Below are 18,491 nucleotides of genomic sequence, written 5' to 3'. Positions count from 1 at the left end.
GATCTGAAGTTCAAATACCGCAATCGTGAATTCTGGTGCCGGGGCTACTACGTGGATACGGTAGGCAAGAACAAAGAGAAGATTAGGGATTACATAAAGAAACAGCTGGAAGAGGATAAACTGGGTACGCAGCTTTGCCTTCCCTACCCGGGTAGCCCGTTTACGGGCCGCAAGTAACAGAAATGCCGACGCCAGATTCGCTATGCGCCTGTTAGGGCGCTGCTGGTAACAGAGCCTTACAGGCGCATATGAAGAACCACCGGCTAGGCCGGTGGGTTCCTTTTTTATGGGTATGGGCGGTTCAGCTTCGGATCCAGCCCTGTACGATTGGGGCATTGAGAAGCTGTTCGGCAATCAGCATGTTTCCCGTTTTTCCCGGATGGAGCCCGTCATCCAGATCGGCTACGTATACGGCGGGGAGCCCTTTGAGAAGATCAAGATAGGCGACACCGAGATCGAGGCAGAGCCCGGCATAGGTTTCGTTCAATTTATTCAGCCGTTCCAGGTGATCCGGATTTTTCACCGGGGGAGGCCCCATCATGAGGACTGGCGCTTCCATCTGCGCTTCGGAAAGAATGGCTTGAGCGTTTTGGATGCTTTCCTGCATAGGGACAACGACATTGCCGTTGGGAGCCGCCATGTCCACGGTGCCGAAACAGAAAACCAAATAGGGCACGGTGGCGTCATTGACGCGGGAGCGGTATTCGGAAGCCCAGCGTTCTCGGATTTGAAGGCTCGAATGTTTACGGACGCCCAGATTGTAGAAGGTGGAAGGCGGGACGGGAAGGCCGGCGCGCTGGGACGCCAATCCGGCGAATCTTCCGATCCAGCCTCCGGCAAGGGTATCGTTGACCCCCAGAGTGATGGAGTCGCCAAAAAAGAAAAATGTTTTCACAGTCCTCTCCTTGTTTCAGCAAACCAGTCTGCATGATTCCCGTGTTTCCTGCCGCAGCAGTGTCTCTATCCTTTCTCCGCCACATGCAGGCAGACAATGCCCGAACACAACGGAATATGGTAAATCCGTTTGAAACCCGCCGCGCGCATTTCATCGCTCAAGGCAGCCGCCGAGGGGAATTCGATGATGCTCTTGGCGAGGTAGGCATAGGCACCGGGATCTCCGGAAAGCCTGCCGACGACAGGCAATATCCTTTTCAGATAGAAATTGTAGACGCCAAGCCAGATACGCGTCTTTCCCGTCCCAAATTCCAAGATACAGGCCCGTCCTCTGGGCTTGAGGACTCGCGCCATCTCCGCGAAGGAGGCTGAGCGGGGGGCAATGTTGCGGATGCCGAAAGCCATGGTGAGGCCGTCCATACACGCGTCGGGGAGAGGCAGGGCACGTGCGTCGGCCCCGACGGAGAGGACGAAGTCTTTGTCTTCTCCCGAAAGCTTCTTTTGCCCGTGCACCAGCATGGGAGGGCAAAAGTCCATTGCCAGCACCTGTGCGGCGGGGTGGCGCTTGCGCACCGCTAGTGTAACATCCAACGTACCCGCAGCAAGATCGAGAACCCGCTTTCCTTCCGCCTGCCCGGGAAGTACGGCATCGGCAAGGCATTTTCGCCAGCCTTGGTCCAACCCCAGGCTTAAGAGCCTGTTCAGCGGATCATACCATTTGACGATACGGGCGAAGAGCCCAGAAACTTTTGCCGCGTGTGCGTCGGTCGCCGTTCCGGTTTTTTCTTCAAGTAGTTCTTGAGAGTTTTCAGCGTTCACTGGTGTCATCCTGTGTCGCGTTGTCTTCCAGCGTATCGAGAACAATCTTGTAGATGGCGGGGAAATGTTCCGCAAAGTTGCTCGGAGAAATACGCTGGGTTTCGATGAATTTGACGATGATTTCTTTCGTAACCTGCAACGCTTCTTTATTTTCTTTACCCATGAGTACCCCTCACGGTTCAGTGTCGAAAAACCCGTCCGTTGGGGAATGGCCTTGACCACAATGGACAAAACCGGACGGGGAAAACAGGAAGAAACAGGCCATGCTCCTCCCCGTTTTTTTTGTACATATCACGTAAGCGTATTCCGGTCGAGCGCTGTAGCCTCCACCAGGTCGGCAAAAGTCCGCATATGGCATGGGGCCGTATCAATAGTGTTGATTTCTACCGCAACTGAGATGGCAAAGGAAGAGGCGTCTTCCTTTTGGGGAAGACGCCTCGATGTTCAAAGATGTTGCGGTGGATTATTCGAAGGTTTCCGTACCGGTGTTCAGCTCACTGACATCCTCATTCTCCGCGAAAGGCTCCGTATTCAGATCCCCTTCAAGCTTGGAAACGAGCAGGGCACCCGTGGCATCGCCGAGGACGTTGATGGAGGTGCGGATCATATCGAGCACACGGTCGATGCCAGCGATCAGGGCCAATGCTTCCAGCGGGATGCTGATCTGGGTGAAGACGAGGCTGACCATGATAAGGCCAGCTCCGGGGACGCCGGCTGTGCCGATCGAGGCGAGAAGCCCCATGAGCATGACGGTAAGCTGGTCGCTCAAGGTCAGCGGGATGCCATACACTTCGGCGGCGAAAACAGCCGCGACGCCCATATAAATGGCGGTGCCGTCCATATTGATGGTATTGCCGAGCGGGATGGAGAAGCTGGCAACACCCTTGGAGGCCCCGAGGCGGCGTACGGATTGCAAGTTGGCGGGAAGGGCCGCCGCGCTGGAGCACGTCGTAAAGGCGATGAGCCACGGTTCGAAAACGCCGCGGAAGAACGTGGGAAGCGGGATACGGACCACATATTTGACCAGCGGGCTGTAACAGATGATGACGTGCAGGACGGACGCGATGGCCGAGACGAGGATGAGCTTGCCGAGAGGCAGGAGCACCTTGAGGCCATGCTGGCTGACGGTGTAGGAAATGAGGCCGAACACGCCGATGGGGGCATACATCATGACCATATTGGTCATGCGGATCATCACGTCGCCGATGAGTTCAAAAATACGGAGCAGCGGTTTGCCCGTTTCGCCGAGGGAGCTCAGGGCAAAGCCGAAAATAACGGCAAAGAAGATGACCTGCAGCATGTTGCCCTTGGCAAGGGCATCTATGGGATTCATAGGCACGATGTTAAGCAGGGTCTGGATCAGGCTGGGCGGCGTGATCTGCTTTGCCTCCAAGCCTTTTGTGGAAAGATCCAGCCCAATGCCGGGCTGCATGATGTTGGCGAGGAACAAACCGATGGCCACGGCCACGCCCGTGGTGAGGAAGTAGTAGACGAGCGTTTTGGTGGCGACGCGCCCCAGTTTGCTCAGGTCATGGATGCCCGCGGCCCCCGCAATAATCGTGGCAAGGACCAGAGGCACGACCACCATGCGGATCAGGGTGATGAAAAGCTGCCCGAACGGGCGCAGGTAGGCGGCGGTAAACTCGGCGGAAGTCATGCTCCCGACGATGACGCCAAGGACAAGCCCAATGACCATCTGCACCGGAAGGCTCATTTTGGAATGTTTCTTTGACATAATCTCCTCCCCTCATACGATTGATGTAGTCAAAACGGCTGCCTATAAAGGGGCAACCAAGGTACGGCTCTACGGTCATAGACAATTGTGGCGCAAAGGACAAGAACTAATTGTTTTTCTATTTATTAAATAAAGTAACTAGGTTGAAAGATTGTAAATCGGTATTCCATACACAATATGCCGCGGACGGAGAGGTGATCTGACCAAAAGGGAAAAGGGGCTCGTCCGGCAGGGTTGACAAGGACACGCAAACAGGCTCAAAAAAGAACCATGCAAAAAGAAGCCTTCATCCGGTGCGTTCCCGGATGGTATCGGTGCTTCTTCAAGCTTTTATCCGAACGGAGACGATATGAGCACAGGACAGATGGACAATAAGACCTATGACGTCATTTTTGTCGCCCGCAAGAATGCGGAAAACAAGAATGCGGGAATGATTGCGGAAAATGTGGACAAGGCAACCGCCATTCGCTTCGCCCAAAGATATTGCCACCGTAACGAAGATAACGAAGGCGTGATGATCGCCTATCACGGAACGACGGTTCAGCCGGAAGGCTCGGAATGGTGGTTCCACTAGGAACTGCTGCTTCACAGAAAGAGACAAAGACAGCCCGGAATCCTTTCGGGCTGTCTTTGTTTTGCCGTGCGTATGCTGCGGGCGTTGAGGCGGCGGATGGAGTTATTTCAACGCGGCCTGCGCAATGGCGGGGACACTTTCAACCAGCAGCGTCGTCACCTTTTCGGCGTTTTGCTTGAAGACGAGAGACACTTCCTCCCAGCTGACCGGGGCTTCGTCCTCCTTCCAACAATCGTAGTCCGTGGACATCGCCACGGCGGCATAAGGGATGCCCGCTTCATTGGCAAGCGCCGTTTCCGTGGAAACGGACATGTTGATGACATCAGCCCCCCACATCCGAAACATACGGGATTCCGCCTTGGTGGAGAAGCGGGGGCCTTCGATGGTGACGACGGTTCCGGTGGGATGGAAAGGGAAATCGTTTTTGCGGCAGCCATCGATCAGGATTTGGCGAAGAGTGGCGTCGAACGGTTCGGCCATGGGCGCATGGACGGGCTGGCCCGGCTTGAAATAATCGTGGAACGTCATTTTCCGCTGTTTGGTGAAGTCGATGAACTGATCGAGGATGACGAGATCGCCGCGCCGGATTTCCTCCCGGAGGGAACCGGTCGCCGTCGTCGCGAGGATGTGGGTGCATCCGGCATCTTTGAGGGTCTGGATGTTAGCCCGGTAATTGACTGAAGAGGGCGCAATCGTATGGCTGCGCCCATGACGCGCCAATACGGCCACGGGAATGCCCGCGATTTCGCCTTCCCGGAGCGGCGAGGACGGCTCGCCCCATACCGTGCCGGTAAACGTGTCCCGCGCGTTGGTAAAAATATTGAGGTTATCGAGGCCGCTGCCGCCGATGATGCCTATTTTGATGCCCATGATCAGTCCTTTGTCGTGTTCAGGGAAAGAATGAGGTTGAGGGTGGAGGCGATGCTTTCACCGTACGTGAAAACACCTTCGTTATGCCCGGCCGTTACAAAGACTCCTTCGGAAGGAGAAAGCTCTTCCGTAATCAAGCGTGCCACTTCATGGGAAAGGGCAGGGGTTCCGTAGGCGACGGATTCCGGAGTCCGGGGGAAGCCTTTCGCCAGCAGGGACGTAAAGAGGAATGGGCTGTGGATGTGGATGACGCAGCGCGCTTTGTTGGCCGCGCCATAAACGGCCCCGTGGGTCATGGACTCCGAAGAAGCCTGAACGGGGCCGAAGGATGCCACGGTATTTTTGAGGGGATCAAACGCGTGGACGAGGCTGTAACCTTGTTTTTCCAGAAGGCGGCTGGAACCCGTTCCGCTCCCGCTGATGAGGAACAGGTTTCCCGCCAGCCGTAAAGAGATGTTCCCGTAACCGATGCCGGAAGGGTAAACGCCGATGAGCCCCGCGTCATGAAGCGTCGTGCGCGCCGCATCCAGTTCGGAAAAAAGCGCCAGTGCATCAAGCGCCGTTTCGCGTATTCCAGCGGGCAAGGTACGGAGGTACGTCTCGACGTCCCCCATTGCATGGCTCGCTTGGTACTTGACGATGCCGTCAATCGGTTCAGCGGTCATGGCGTGCCGTTCCTGCGGACTCGGGATACAGGGAGGCGATGCCTTCTTGAGTAGCCTGACAGACGCCGCGTTCGGAAATGAGCCCTGTGATGAGCCTATTCGGGGTGACGTCGAACGCCCAGTTCCGGGCGGGGGTTTCGTCCGGACAAATCTGAACGTCAAGCACGCTGCCGTCGGGCGTTTTCCCGCTCATGATGCGGACTTCCGCAGCTCCGCGTTCTTCAATGGGGATTTCCGCCACGCCGTCATCAAGGGAAAAGTCGAACGTCGAGGAGGGGAGCGCCACATAAAAAGGAACGCCGTTGTCGTGCGCCGCCAGAGCCTTGAGGTAGGTACCGATCTTGTTGGCAGCGTCGCCCCTGCGGGTAACCCGATCCGCGCCGACGATGACGATATCCACCTGCCCGTGCTGCATGAGATGCCCGCCCGCATTGTCCGCGATCAGCGCATGGGGCACGCCGTGCCGGGAGAGCTCCCACGCCGTGAGGCTTGCACCTTGGTTACGGGGACGGGTTTCGTCGACCCACACATGCACGGGAAGCCCCGCGTTGTGCGCCGCGTACACGGGAGACAAGGCCGACCCGTAGTCCACGAAGGCCAGCCAGCCCGCGTTGCAATGCGTCAGGATGTTGACGGGGGCTCCGTTCGCTTTCTTCGCCGCCAGCGCTTCGAGCAGCGTTTTTCCGTGTTCTCCGATGCGCTTGCACGCCTCGGCGTCTTCGTCGGCGATGGCTTGGGCTGTAACTTTGGCGATATGCCGCTTTTCTTCCGGGGAACTTCCCCGCGTCATGGCGGCGAGCTGGCGGTCAACGGCCCATGCCAGATTGGAGGCCGTGGGGCGGGTTCGTTTCAAGGCGGTTGCGGCGTCGGACATGAACGTGTCGAAATCTTCAGTGTCCTTCGCGGGAGCTTCGCAGGCGGCAAGCCACATGCCGTATCCGGCGGTTGCGCCGATGAGCCCCGCACCTCGGACGAGCATGTTCCGGATGGCGTCACAAAGCGCACTGAACGACGTGATCGTCGCCGTCTCGAAACGATGGGGCAACACATGCTGGTCAATGACATGCAGGCGATCCGCCTCATCAAGCCAGATCGTCCGATACGCTTTTCCGTCTATGTTCACTTCCCTAGTCTCCCTATCGGATATTTTTATGTCTCATACCCGTAGGGTGGAAGGAATGTCCAGAGGCGGACGGCGCGGGGAAAGAGGATTTTGTTGCGGCGGAGCGGTCAGTGTGGGGGGAACAGAAATTTCTTGGCATCGGAGCGGTGGTGATCCGCCGTGTGTCCGTTGGTGCTTGAGCAGGCATGGAAAAGAGCGGGAAGAGTTTTCCTCTCCCCGCTCTTTGGGTCAGCGTGCAGGACGATCAGGCGGACAAGGGAACATACCGCTCAAGCGAGATCTCAGGGTTCTGGAATACGGATTCGGGGCACGCCGGACGGCCGGGGACGCCCCATGCCTGAAGCTGAAGCAGCGCCATGTCCACCAACGTGTCCAGCCGCGACAGCAACAGGGGGCTCAGCGTGTTTCCATAGGTCATGTCCAGAGGCTGGGCTCCGATCAGCCGGATTTCCTCCGGGAGGCAGTCCTTCAGCTCCGCAAGGGCCAGCACTTCGGAAAAGCTGTTCTGGTGTAGGCTCATCTTGTGCGCGCTCAAATAGGCCGGGATGCCGGTGCTGTCCTTCTCGACGATGGTTCCCGGCTGGAGCCCGAAGTCCACGGCGTCCAGCAACAGCAGGCGCGTGGCCCGCTCCACGAAGGCCAGCAAGGGGTGTCCCTGTGTTCCGGCATCCACTATTTCCACGTTGTCGGGAAAGGCATACCGTGAATAGAGCCGTTCCGCGACCCGGACGCCGAAGCCTTCATCCCCATAGAGGATATTGCCAAGCCCCAATACGATGATCCGTTCCATGATCACCCCCCCTTCCCGGAACGCAGCAGCCGGAACCCGCTGAACATGGTCGAGACGAGCGTGGACTTGCCCATAATTTCTTCGCGGATGACCATATACAGGTGAATGATGATGAAGCACATGAGGAAAAGCATACCCAAGCGGTGGTAGCTGTGCAGATCCCGCCCGCTGTCTCCGATCCAGTAAATGAAGTCCACTACCAGATGGAACGGCTGGAGGATGACCGAGTCGGACGATTGGACGTACATGCCGAAGCCCGTCAGGATCATAATGATGAGCAGGTTGATGCAGGTCATCATGCCGAGCTGGGCCAGCGGATTGTGCCCGATGTGCTCTCGTGGGGTCCTGTCGAGAAACAGGTACCAGCGGAAGTCCGACAGCAGATCCAGCCACCAGCTTTTCCTCCAGAACGGAATGATGAAGACCTGTCTGGAGTACTTGTTGCCGAAGAACGCGAAGATGATGCGCCAAAGCAGGCCGATGGCGATGATGAACCCCGCGATGAAGTGGGCCATGCGGGTATAGCCCATATAAAAGAGATAGGTCGGATCGCCGTCCAGCGAATGCCACGGCTTGCCGATGATGTACCCCGTGGGGATAAGCACGAGAAACGAGAGCACCATGCTCCAGTGCCAGATGCGGATCGGCAGCTGGAAAACATAGATGGGTTTCCCTTCCTGAATAGGTTCGTTCATGGCGTTCTCCTTAGTCCATATGGACCGTCAGCAGTTCGCTGCCGTCCGGCCCCAAGACGTGCGTCGCACAGGCAAGGCAGGGATCGAAGCTGTGGAGCGTACGCAAGATTTCCAGCGGCTGCTTGGGCACATCCATCTTCGTGCCGAGCAGGGCGGCCTCATACGGGCCGAGCTGGCCGCCGTCGCTGCGCGGTGCGGCGTTCCATGTGGTCGGGACGACACACTGGTAGACGTCCACCTTTTTGTTTTTGATGACCGTCCAGTGGCCGAGCGCGCCGCGGGGGGCCTCGGTGAAGCCGACGCCGCGGGCTTCCTGCGGCCATGTGTCGGGATCCCACTTGTTGGTGAAGACGGCGGTGCTGTCGCCGTTCTTGAGGTTCGTTATGAGCTTGTCGAAGAAGACCTGCATGGTGTCGGCCGCCCAATGCGCTTCCTGCGCTCTGGTGAGGATGCGGCCCATAGTCGATTGCAGCGACGTGACGGGCGCCCCGATCCGGGCACACAGATCGTCGACGCGGGCGACGATGTCCGGCTGCTTGAGCTGGTAGGCGATAAGCGTCCTTGCCAGCGGCCCCACTTCCATCATGTTGCCGCGCCAGCGGGGAGTCTTGATCCACGAATAGGGCGCGTTTTCATCAAGCTGCTTGATGTCCGTCCTGCTCCCCTTGGTAGCGGGTCCAAGCTCGAAGTGAGGCACGGTTTCGCCCTGATAGGGATGCAGGGAGGTAATGCCCTTGGGATACGTATACCACGAGCGCCCGACTTCTTCACGGATCTGATCCTCGTCGGACAGGTCGACGGGCAACACTTCATTGAAGTTGCCGTTGATGATCGCCCCGCCGGGGATGAGCAGGCTTTTCTGCGAGTAGTCGTTGGCGATGGACGGAAACGCGCCATACGCCAGCAGCGACTGGTTGGAGAGGCCCGTGCCGAGGTGCAGCCATTCCGGATAGAACTTGGCGAGGGCGATACTGTCGGGGACGAGCACCTGCGCCGAGAATTCACGGCAGCGCTTGATAATCGACAGGACGAGCTCGAGGCGTTCCATGTTGATGACGTCGGCTCCGCCCTTGCCGTTGATGTTGAGGGCCAGAGGCACGCCGCCCACCAGCCAGTTGGGGTGGGGGTTCTTGCCGCCGAAGACTGTATGGATCTGGACGACGTCTTTCTGGAAATCGAGCGCTTCGATGTAGTGGGCCACCAGCATGAGGTTGGCCTCAGGCGGGAACTTATAGCCGGGATGCCCCCAGTAGCCGTTCTTGAAGATGCCGAGCTGGCCGGTGGAGATGATGCGGACCAGCTTTTCCTTTACGGAAGCGAAATAGCCCGGAGAGGATTGTGGCCACGGGGAAAGGCTCTGGGCAAGCCTGGACGCTTCTTTGGGATCGGCCTTGGAAGCGGAAACCACGTCGATCCAGTCCAGCCCGCCGAGCTGGTAGAAGTGCACCAGGTGGTCATGGTACCACAAGGCCAGCTGCATCAGGTTGCGGATGATATTCGCGTTGTCGGGGATGTCGATCTTGAGCGCGTCCTCAATGGCATGGACGGAGGCGAGTGCGTGCGTGCCCGTGCAGACGCCGCAGATGCGTTCCACAAAAGCCCATATGTCGCGGGGGTCACGGTCTTTGACGATGATTTCCAGCCCCCGGAACATGGTCCCGCAGGAGACGGCGTTGGTGATCACGTTGTCGTCGTTGATGTTCACTTCGCACCTGAGATGCCCCTCGATGCGCGTAACCGGGTCGACGACAAGACGCCGCCCCGAGTCGTTAACGGTGTATCCCTGCGTTGTGTATTCGTAGGCCATGATCAGTTCCTTTCAGAAGGGGTGGAATCGTTGGAATCGGTTTTTTCAGCCTGTGCGGTCTTGGTTTCCTTGGAGCAATCGCCGTCCTTGCCGTAGCGGTGCTTGAGGTGCACGGCGGTACTGATGGCCGCGTGCGTCACCACGCCGGCACCGATGCCGGCGACGGCGGCCACGCCCACGGTTTCGGCAGTCGTGTTGGTTCCGAATTGGGGAATGTTGGTGATGCGGCTGTAGAAGGAACCGTGATCCCAGAAGTTCTGTTCGGCACAGCCGATGCAGCCGTGGCCGGACTGGATGGGATAGGAAACACCGTTGTTCCACCGGGTGACGGGGCACGCATTGTAGGTCGTCGGCCCCTTGCACCCCATCTTGTAGAGGCAGTAGCCGAGGCTCGCCGCGGCGTCGTCCCACGACTCCACAAACTGCCCTGCGTCAAAGTGGGCGCGGCGCACGCATTGGTCGTGCACGCGCTTGCCGTAAAAGACCTCTGGGCGGCCCTGCGAGTCGAGCTTGGGGATCTGATCATAGGTCAGGACGTAGGCGACGATGTTGCTCATGACGTCCGGGATGGCAGGGCAGCCCGGGACTTTGATGATCGGCTTGTCGTGAATGACTTTGTGGATAGGGGTCGCCTGAGTCGGATTGGGGCGGGCAGCCTGCACGCATCCCCATGAGGCGCAGGTCCCCCAGCGACGATGGCCTTGGCTCCGGCGGCTCCGCGCTGGAGTTTGTCCATGAAGGGACGCCCTCCGTCGATACAGTACATGCCTTCTTCGCCAAGAGGCGGATTGCCTTCCACCGCGAGGATATAGCGTCCCTTGTAGGTGCTGATGGCTTCTTCGAAACATTCCATAGCCTGATCGCCCGCCGCCGCCATGATGGTGTCCTGATAGTCCAGCGCGATCATGGAAAGGATGATGTCGGAAGCCAAAGGATGCGCCGAGCGGATAAAGGATTCCGTGCAGCAGGAGCACGAAAGGCCGTTGATCCAGAGAACGGGCAGATAGGGTTTGGTTTCCATAGCGTGGGCGATTTCGAGGTGGCCCATTGGGCCAAGACCCAAGGCAACCGCCGCCATAGAGCAGAATTTCAGGAAATCACGTCGACAGATGCCTCTGCGACGCAGCACTTCGTACTGGGTTTCCTCTGGGTTGAACATGGATACATCCTTCTTTGGGTCAGCGTTGTGTTCAAGACGGGTCCTTGGCAAGAGACACATCCGTACGGACGGCTTCTTTTTATGCCGTACCTGTTTCACACTGAAGCCTTTTCGGGGATGTCCGTCAACCGCATGATAGCTGTATCCCTATGATAAATGCGGGATTGGGGGCGTTGAGGCGTTAGAATGTGCCGAGAAAACAAAAAAGGCATACCGTTTTTTTCGGTATGCCTTTTCCCTGACGAGAGAAAGGGAAGGCTTAGCGCGCACCCTTGGGGAAGAGCACCACGCCGATGGTCTTGAGGATGATCCGGACGTCCAGCAGGATGGACATGTTTTTGGCGTAGTACAGGTCATACTCCAGCTTGCGGCGGGAATCCTCGACGGAGGAGCCGTAAGGATAGCACACCTGAGCCCAGCCGGTGACGCCGGGCTTGACCGCGTGGCGCAGGCTGTAGAAGGGGATTTCCTTCTCCAGTTCCTTGACGAATTCAGGGCGTTCCGGGCGAGGTCCGATGAGGCTCATTTCCCCTTTGAGCACGTTCCACAACTGGGGCAATTCGTCAATGCGGGTCTTGCGGATGATTTTCCCCACCTTGGTGACGCGGGGGTCGGACTTCATGGCCCAGACCGCACCGTTTTTCTCGGCGTCGGTACGCATGGAGCGGAATTTGTAGACGGTGAAATCCTGCCCGAACAGGCCCACGCGGCGCTGCCGGTAAATGACGGGGCCGGGAGATTCCACACGGATGGCGATGGCGGTGAGAAGCATGATCGGTGACGTGCAGAGCAGCAGGCCGAGCGTGGCGAACAGGTCGAAAGCCCGCTTGAGGCGGCGCAGGGAACCTCGGGTATTGAGCGAAAAGCCTTCTTCCGTGAGCAGCCATTCCGAGCTGATCTGCGAGACGGGGAGCCGGTGCACCATATGTTCGCAGAAGGAACGGACATCGACGATCATCTGCCCGTGCAGCTTGGCATGTAACAGTTCGGTAGCGATGTCTTCGTCGATGGGGGCGTCGGGCAGCAAGACAATCATGGTGACGTTCTGCTGTTTGGCGATTTCCTCAACCTGCATGGGGGTGCCAAGATAGGGGATTTCCCTGTCGTTATCACAGTCGCCCACATAACCGACGATGTCGGCGTCGGTCAGGGATTCGGAAATGGTCTGGCGTACCTTCCCGGCACGGTCGGTCCCGATGAGCAGGATTCTGGCTTTATGCACAAACCGGCCGATGTGCTTGTAATAGAGCGCACGCCAGCCAAGGCAGAACAGAAGGCACAAGCTGAAGAGCAGCAGCAGGGTCCTGCGATCGAAACGCCAGTGCTGGAACGCATAAAATGCGGAGGCGGAAGCGATTGCGCCAAGGAAGAAGGCTATGAGGACCCGGCCTGTGGTGTCCTTGAAGTCTTCAGCCCCGACGTTGTAGGCATCCAGCACGTAAAAGAAGAAAAGATAGGAGACGACGGTAAACAGCGACGCCCCTGTGTAGTCGTCCAGAACGGAAAGATCCGCGGGCAGCATGAACCACCCGGTAATGCTGAGCGCCGCAAGGATGCAGACGGCATCCAGAACTTTAAACAGCCCTTTGCGATAACCGCTGATAAGCAAGGGAAACCTCCAGTGAATCCTCGTTACGAAACCAACTTCATGACGCTGAGGATAAGATCGGCAGCCTTGCGGGCATCCAGTTCTGTTTCCGCAATGAACCTTCCTTCCTTCCCCATACGGGCCGTCAGAGCGCTATCCTCCAAAAACGACTCCAACGCCTTTGCCAAGGCCTCGGGGGTCCGTACAGGCACGAGAAAACCATTCTTCCCATCGACGACCACGTCCCGGCATCCGGGAACATCGGTTGCCACGATGGGACGTCCCATGCTCATGGCTTCCATGAGCGAACACGGCAAGCCCTCCCGCCAGGAAGGGAGAACGACAACATTCGCCTGCCCGACATAGGGGCGCACATCACGCGTGACGCCGAGGTATTCGATAATACCTTCCCGTTCCCATCCCTTGACCGTTTCAAGAGGGACTCCGCCCCTGGAGCTTTCGGGAGCACCCAAGAGCTGGAAACGAGCATTGGGGTACCGTTTCTTTACCAGACGGGCCGCTTCCGCATATTCATACAATCCCTTGGCTTCAAGAAGCCTTCCCACAAGAAGGAATGTAAGGGGGGCTTCGGGAAGAGGCGCCACGGCAAACTTGTCCGTGTCCACTCCCGTACCTTTGGTCATGACGACATGGGCACCGCGCGGCAGGCAATGCCAATCTCGAAACGTCTGGACATCGTCCGTATTCTGAAAGAACACGGCATCGCTGAAAGAAAGCGAAATACGATAGAGGGAGGAGGCCAGATACGTAAGCATCTTTTTTACTGGGGTGTTGGCCTCAAACATATACCCGAGCCCCGTAATCATGGCGTAGCGGGATCGGATGCCCGCCAAAGCTGCCATCGGAATACCGTAAATGACCGACTTGATGGTGGACGCATACAGGATATCGGCGCGTTCCTCACGGAAGATCCTGTACAGGGCAAGGCAGGTCTTCAAATCATGGACTGGATTCAGCCCCTTGTTGTCCAAAGGATAGTTGCGGATACTCGCCCCAAACCCCTTGAGGGTGGCTTCGGCTTCGGAATCGCCCGCAGGGACGAGGCACGTTACCTGATGCCCTTCTTCCTGTAGGCGGGAGATGAGCACACTCCAAAAGCTGACCAGAAAACTGGCCCTATTATTCATAATAATGATGTTCATGGCGGAAGAGTATAGCAGTGCGCCGAAGAGAAAGGAAGAGGGATAGGGGGCTTTCCCGCAGAAGGGAAAGGATCAGGCCCGTTTTTTGGGCTGTGCCGCCTGCTGGAAGAGGCGCCCGCGTACGACTGATGTTTGGCCGAACTTGTCTTGGAGCTCGTCCATGACCTTGTCCAGTTTGGTGCGGCGTTCTTCGTTGGATTGACTGTCCTTTCCGATGGCAGGGAACCGCAATTGGTGCGGCGGGCTGTCGAAACCGGAGACGCCTACACCGATGAGCCGGATTTTCTCCTCAAGACGCATGTGATCGAGCAGATCACACGCTGTTTCATAAATGGTTTCCGTAGCGCTGGTCGGGGCATCAAGCGTGACCCTGCGGGTAATGATCCGAAAATCGGCATACTTGATTTTAAGCGTGATCACGCGGCCCTGAAGCCTTTGTTTCCGCAATGTGCGTCCTATCCGATCCGCATGGCGGAAAAGCCAGCTCTTGAGGAAGCCTATATCGCGGGTGTCGATGTCAAACGTCGTTTCGGCGCTTTCTGATTTGGGAGGCGTATAGGGTTCCACTTCGCGAGGGTCAATACCTTGTGCCCGTTCGTAGAGGGTTATGCCGGCCTTTCCAAAACGGCGCTCCCAAAACACTTTGGGATAACGGGGGACATCGCCTGCAGTACGGATGGCAAGGCTTTGGAGCTCTCTGACCATTGTTTTTCCCACACCCGGTATTTGTTCTACTGGAAGCGACTGAAGGAAGGCGGCCAGTTTATCTGGGTAAAGGATACTGAGCCCATCAGGTTTGTTCAGATCGGAAGCTATCTTGGCAAGAAATTTGACGGGGGCCAGCCCGATGGAGCAGGTCAACCCTCCGGTTACTTTTTTCACTTCGCGTTTGATGCGCCGGGCCATGTCTTCCACAGGGCCAAAGAGCCGTTCCAGCCCCGTCGCGTCAAGATAGGCTTCATCGACGGACGCTTTTTCGACTCGGGGGGAATACGAGCGCAAGACATTGATGACGGTTCGGGAAACCTCGACATAGCGTGCCATACGCACGGGAACGAGGATAGCATGAGGGCAGAGCTGCAATGCCTGTGCTATGGGCATTGCGGAATGGACGCCGAACTTCCGGATTTCGTAGGAAGCCGCACTGACGACCCCCCTGGGACCGCCTCCGCCAACGATGACCGGTTTGCCGCGCAGTTCAGGATGGTCTTTCTGCTCAATGGAAGCGTAAAATGCGTCCATGTCCACATGCATAAACCATTTCTGCATATATCAAGTTGTCCTTACAGTATTTATTTTTCTGGTTCGTTTTGTATCCTTTCTTTTTGCTAACCTATTGCTAACCAGAGTTTTTTTCAAGCAAAGGTCTCTCTCCATACATCCCCTCTCATAAAAAAAGCACGCCCACAAGAGCCCTTTGGGCGAAGTCTACAGCCGTCCCCTTTGCGGATCCCTCCGGGCTGATGAAGAAAACAACGGCAGTTCGACCCCATACTATGGCTACGACTTGCGAAATGGAACCCCCGAAATAATGAGATGTTTTCCTGAGGATGTTAGTTGTTGTCTAATTTGCTTTTATTGTTTTTTTATATATTAAATTAAGTAGTTTATTGTGAAAAAGAACAAATATACGCATTAGGTTGAACAGCGGCTGGAGACGGAACAACTGACCCCCTATGAGAGGAGTTGAGCAGGAAAGTTGAGGTGGATCGGGATTATAAACGGTTTCTTTGTATCCCCATAAAGCCAAATCCCGTAGAGCCGCCTATTGGGGAGCTGAGCGCTTACCTTCAAGAGAACGGTATGGGCGACGTCAAATTATATAACAAACTGTATAGTTTTGAGAATGTTTACGTAAAATATTGGAAATGGCTCCTTGTCTCGAACGGCCACCACTGGCGCGAGGATGACTGGAATGAGGCGTATCAGGCCATTGAAAGCGTATGCGAAAAGTACTTGGCTGCCGCTCAGATGAAGCAGATCGAGGCTGATGGGGTTTCCAAAGAGGAAAACCCCGACCTAAAAAAGAAGGTGCAACCTTTAGCGGACAAGGGGGCAGGTGACCTGATCGGCTCCGGAGCAAGAACGGTCAGGATGACCTACTCATCATAACGCAGCGTACCCGTAATCCGTCACGCTGGAAGGCAGAACGCTCGACGTCGTGGTGGACAGGCCGGAAATGGCATGGCCGAAGCGGACGACAGGCCCGGCGTTTCCCACAGGCTCGTGGTGCTGTCCGTAACATGGACGAAATGATCCGGGCGCTCACAACCCCGCTCCAGCACATGCCGAAGGAGTGCGAGATTGCCGCTTCACGGGCCATCAACCGGACGTTGAACGCCATGCGTGCCGAGGCGATCCGCATTGCGCGGCGGGCCTATGTCTACGTGCCTCCGGGAAGGCTCTTCGAACAGCTCTACTTGAAGACGGCGCAAAAGGCACAACGAAGGCTTGCCCTACATTTCCGGGCGGCCACTTCCGTCCTGCTCCGAAGTTCCCCGGAGCCAAGCCCCCGGCGGGCGTTTCGGCGTAGATCCGGCAAGGCGGTACGCGGAAGGTCTATCAGGAACCCGGCTACTTGGAACAAGCGGGCCGACCAGTACGGCCTCCCGCTCTCCGTTAGGATGCCCTGCGTGGCGGGGCGATGGGAGAGGTCGTCAGCAACCTTTCCTCTACCATCGAAGACGTCGTGTTTAATGTGCTGAATGAGTGCAAAACCTTCCGGACCGAAGCTGAGTAACTGAAACGGCCTCCATAACGGGGACCAAACCTTAACCCTAAAAAAGAGCCAAGTTCGCCTAATGGAATAAGAACAAGATGCTTTCCGAATGCTACATCGGTTCAGGACGCCTTGGCGTTTCTGGCTAGTATGAGAAAACGTTCCGCAAGAATTCCAGGTGCGATGAAGCGGCGAGCGTCAAAGCTGGTTTCGAGAGAGTTGGATTCATCCATTGGCAGGCTGCCGTAGGCCGCTTTCAATTCCGCTTCGAAAGCGTCGCATAATTTTTTGAATGATTGTTCGACTTCGGGATAGTCGTTTTCTTCGCGCCAAGGAAGGCGCAAGCTCTGTTTCCAGAGACGTCCTTTGTGGGAAGGGATTTCCAGATCATAAGTTTTGCCGGATGCCGGATTCTCCGCACGTTCGTGCTGCCCCGGATAGCAGAACTCTTGCCACGAGTCAGGCGGTTCCGGGATGGTCGAAACGACGCGGATGAACGGCAGCGCCAACTCCCGTTCGTGTTCCTCAAGCGTTACCGTGTAATGAAGAACAGGACGGATGTTGCCGCGCCGCTTGGTGATGTTCCATTCGATATGCATGGCGTTGCTCCTGTGTCGCTAGGCGGATGGACGTTCTTTGAGATACCCTGTTTCCCCAAAGGGGGGCGTTGTCCCGTTCGGCTGTTCCGCGAGCCAAAGGACAGGAAAGGCGGGCTCCTCTGGAAACCTGTCGCATTCCAGATCGGTAAACCAGATCATGCAGGTGGGGGCGAGATCGTTTTCCTCAATATAGGCGGTAACCGGCCTGTAATCCGTTCCGCCGCCTCCTGCGGGGGCCAGCCGCAACGGCAGGTTTTGCCGGGTGAACGTCTGGACGGATTGGACCCGCGTATCATGAAACAAGACGGTCAGAAGCGTGTCGTAGCTTTCCAGAATACCGGACAGCTCGGTGCAGAACATTTCAAGAAGGGCGTTGTCCACGGAACCGGAGCTGTCCACGGCGAGCACAATATGGGGGATACGGGGCTCCTGCCGCGAAGGGAGGTAGATGCCCTGGTAAAGATAGCGGCGGTTCGGAGTGGTCCATGTGGAGTCGCCGTCCGCACAGTTTTCGAGGAAGCGTTGAAGGATGCCCCGCCAGTCGAGCGTTGGGTGCAGCCGCTTTCGGAACAAACGGAGAAGGCCTGCCGGCATGTCGCCCATATGCTTGGCGCGTTGCATGGCTTGGACGAGTTCAATGTCGGCTTCCTGTTCCGCCTGTTTTTGGGCTGTCCCGCTGCCACCGTCCAATACGGGATGATCACGTACTTCTCCCGTAAAGGCCACGGGCTTCGTACGTTGCCCTTTTCCCTTGTCCTGGTTGCTTTCAGAAACTCCGTGTCCACCCAACAGTTCGGCCTCGCCGCGCTCGCCTTCGGTGGAATCCTTCTGGCTTTTCCCTTCGCCTTTCCCCTCGCCCGGCTGCCCGCTGCCTCCTTCCGTTTGTTCGGTTTCCTCCTGTGCTTCCGGTCGCTCGGCACCTTTATTGGGGGCCTCGTCCTGAAGGCGGGCCAGCTCCGAATACAGGGCCTCAACGGAAAACCCGGCATATGCCGGATCATGCACGGAACCCTGAGGGAGGGAGAATCCCGCATCCAGCAAAAGCTGGTTGACGACAAAGTCGCAGGCCTTGTTCCAGAGCGCTCTATCGCGTTTTCCGCGGCGGACGTGATGGGCACAAGCCAGATGCATGACTTCGTGTGCCTGTGCTCCTATGAGTGCGGCCTCGGACAATGCGGCTGCGTAGGACGGATTGAAGCCGAGCGTACGCCCGTCAGTCCAGAGGTCGCTGCATGTGGGATCAGGTTTCAGCGTCAAGCGCAGGGCGATGGAACCAAAAAACGGATGGTCC

General features: G+C 57.1%; 18 protein-coding genes and 1 pseudogene. 3 read left to right on the top strand and 16 right to left on the bottom strand.

The features are described 5' to 3' along the window. Positions 1 to 177, top strand: a 177-nt coding sequence (locus tag HMPREF0178_RS01745; protein WP_009378531.1) for an IS200/IS605 family transposase, incomplete at its 5' end; no start/stop codon positions are given. A gap of 124 nt (positions 178 to 301) precedes the next feature. Here the strand turns inward: HMPREF0178_RS01745 and HMPREF0178_RS01740 are convergent. The 4 genes from HMPREF0178_RS01740 to HMPREF0178_RS01730 form a co-directional block, all read right to left on the bottom strand. After that, on the bottom strand, positions 302 to 895 hold the full coding sequence (locus HMPREF0178_RS01740; protein ID WP_009378529.1) for a GDSL-type esterase/lipase family protein: 594 nt from the start codon (positions 893 to 895) through the stop codon (positions 302 to 304). A gap of 65 nt (positions 896 to 960) precedes the next feature. Beyond that, positions 961 to 1,713 carry a ubiquinone/menaquinone biosynthesis methyltransferase gene (locus tag HMPREF0178_RS01735; protein WP_009378527.1) on the bottom strand — a complete coding sequence of 251 codons (753 nt, stop codon included), beginning with the start codon at positions 1,711 to 1,713 and terminating at the stop codon, positions 961 to 963. After that, a complete protein-coding gene (locus tag HMPREF0178_RS21850; RefSeq protein ID WP_005026824.1) occupies positions 1,703 to 1,876 on the bottom strand; it encodes a hypothetical protein in 174 nt (57 codons plus the stop codon). The genes HMPREF0178_RS01735 and HMPREF0178_RS21850 overlap by 11 nt, the downstream gene beginning before the upstream one ends. 300 nt (positions 1,877 to 2,176) lie before the next feature. Beyond that, entirely contained in the window at positions 2,177 to 3,448 is a 1,272-nt protein-coding gene (locus tag HMPREF0178_RS01730) for a dicarboxylate/amino acid:cation symporter (protein WP_009378525.1), read from the bottom strand. A 349-nt stretch (positions 3,449 to 3,797) separates the two neighbouring features. Here HMPREF0178_RS01730 and HMPREF0178_RS01725 point away from each other — a divergent pair, with 349 nt between their 5' ends. Then, complete coding sequence (locus HMPREF0178_RS01725) at positions 3,798 to 4,022, top strand: hypothetical protein (RefSeq protein ID WP_005026828.1); 225 nt, start codon at positions 3,798 to 3,800, stop codon at positions 4,020 to 4,022. 102 nt (positions 4,023 to 4,124) lie between these two features. Here the strand turns inward: HMPREF0178_RS01725 and mtnP are convergent, their stop codons facing one another. The 10 genes and pseudogenes from mtnP to HMPREF0178_RS01675 all read right to left on the bottom strand — a co-directional run bounded on the left by mtnP (position 4,125) and on the right by HMPREF0178_RS01675 (position 15,151). Next, positions 4,125 to 4,892, bottom strand: coding sequence for an S-methyl-5'-thioadenosine phosphorylase (gene mtnP, locus HMPREF0178_RS01720; protein WP_009378521.1), 768 nt, complete (start codon positions 4,890 to 4,892; stop codon positions 4,125 to 4,127). A 2-nt stretch (positions 4,893 to 4,894) separates the two neighbouring features. Beyond that, positions 4,895 to 5,557, bottom strand: a complete 663-nt coding sequence (locus tag HMPREF0178_RS01715; RefSeq protein WP_009378519.1) for a class II aldolase/adducin family protein — start codon at positions 5,555 to 5,557, stop codon at positions 4,895 to 4,897. Beyond that, complete coding sequence (mtnA, locus tag HMPREF0178_RS01710; protein ID WP_009378517.1) at positions 5,547 to 6,680, bottom strand: S-methyl-5-thioribose-1-phosphate isomerase; 1,134 nt, start codon at positions 6,678 to 6,680, stop codon at positions 5,547 to 5,549. Before mtnA ends, HMPREF0178_RS01715 begins: the two co-directional genes overlap by 11 nt. 244 nt (positions 6,681 to 6,924) lie before the next feature. Beyond that, positions 6,925 to 7,470, bottom strand: coding sequence for a HyaD/HybD family hydrogenase maturation endopeptidase (gene hybD / locus HMPREF0178_RS01705; RefSeq protein WP_009378516.1), 546 nt, complete (start codon positions 7,468 to 7,470; stop codon positions 6,925 to 6,927). 2 nt (positions 7,471 to 7,472) lie between these two features. Next, positions 7,473 to 8,165 (bottom strand): Ni/Fe-hydrogenase, b-type cytochrome subunit, encoded by a 693-nt coding sequence (gene cybH / locus HMPREF0178_RS01700; RefSeq protein ID WP_009378514.1) that lies wholly within the window; start codon positions 8,163 to 8,165, stop codon positions 7,473 to 7,475. A 10-nt stretch (positions 8,166 to 8,175) separates the two neighbouring features. After that, positions 8,176 to 9,972, bottom strand: a complete 1,797-nt coding sequence (locus HMPREF0178_RS01695; RefSeq protein ID WP_009378513.1) for a nickel-dependent hydrogenase large subunit — start codon at positions 9,970 to 9,972, stop codon at positions 8,176 to 8,178. Between the two features lie 2 nt (positions 9,973 to 9,974). Beyond that, positions 9,975 to 11,131, bottom strand: a pseudogene (locus HMPREF0178_RS01690) (hydrogenase small subunit). 259 nt (positions 11,132 to 11,390) lie between these two features. Next, positions 11,391 to 12,740 carry a sugar transferase gene (locus HMPREF0178_RS01685; RefSeq protein WP_009378507.1) on the bottom strand — a complete coding sequence of 450 codons (1,350 nt, stop codon included), beginning with the start codon at positions 12,738 to 12,740 and terminating at the stop codon, positions 11,391 to 11,393. Between the two features lie 23 nt (positions 12,741 to 12,763). Further along, positions 12,764 to 13,882 carry a glycosyltransferase family 4 protein gene (locus tag HMPREF0178_RS01680; protein WP_009378505.1) on the bottom strand — a complete coding sequence of 373 codons (1,119 nt, stop codon included), beginning with the start codon at positions 13,880 to 13,882 and terminating at the stop codon, positions 12,764 to 12,766. 72 nt (positions 13,883 to 13,954) lie between these two features. Continuing rightward, a complete protein-coding gene (locus HMPREF0178_RS01675; RefSeq protein WP_009378503.1) occupies positions 13,955 to 15,151 on the bottom strand; it encodes a DNA polymerase IV in 1,197 nt (398 codons plus the stop codon). A 534-nt stretch (positions 15,152 to 15,685) separates the two neighbouring features. Between HMPREF0178_RS01675 and HMPREF0178_RS01670 the strand changes: the two genes are divergently transcribed. Next, positions 15,686 to 15,994 (top strand): hypothetical protein, encoded by a 309-nt coding sequence (locus tag HMPREF0178_RS01670; RefSeq protein ID WP_009378501.1) that lies wholly within the window; start codon positions 15,686 to 15,688, stop codon positions 15,992 to 15,994. Between the two features lie 729 nt (positions 15,995 to 16,723). Here the strand turns inward: HMPREF0178_RS01670 and HMPREF0178_RS01665 are convergent. After that, positions 16,724 to 17,200 carry a hypothetical protein gene (locus HMPREF0178_RS01665; RefSeq protein WP_009378499.1) on the bottom strand — a complete coding sequence of 159 codons (477 nt, stop codon included), beginning with the start codon at positions 17,198 to 17,200 and terminating at the stop codon, positions 16,724 to 16,726. Positions 17,201 to 17,218: 18 nt separating this feature from the next. Beyond that, on the bottom strand, positions 17,219 to 18,491 hold a 1,273-nt coding region (locus tag HMPREF0178_RS01660; protein ID WP_009378494.1), incomplete at its 5' end, for a VWA-like domain-containing protein.

This window comes from Bilophila sp. 4_1_30 (assembly GCF_000224655.1).
GTDB classification, from domain to species: Bacteria; Desulfobacterota; Desulfovibrionia; order Desulfovibrionales; family Desulfovibrionaceae; genus Bilophila; species Bilophila wadsworthia.
This window is presented reverse-complemented; position numbering and strand designations above follow the sequence as displayed.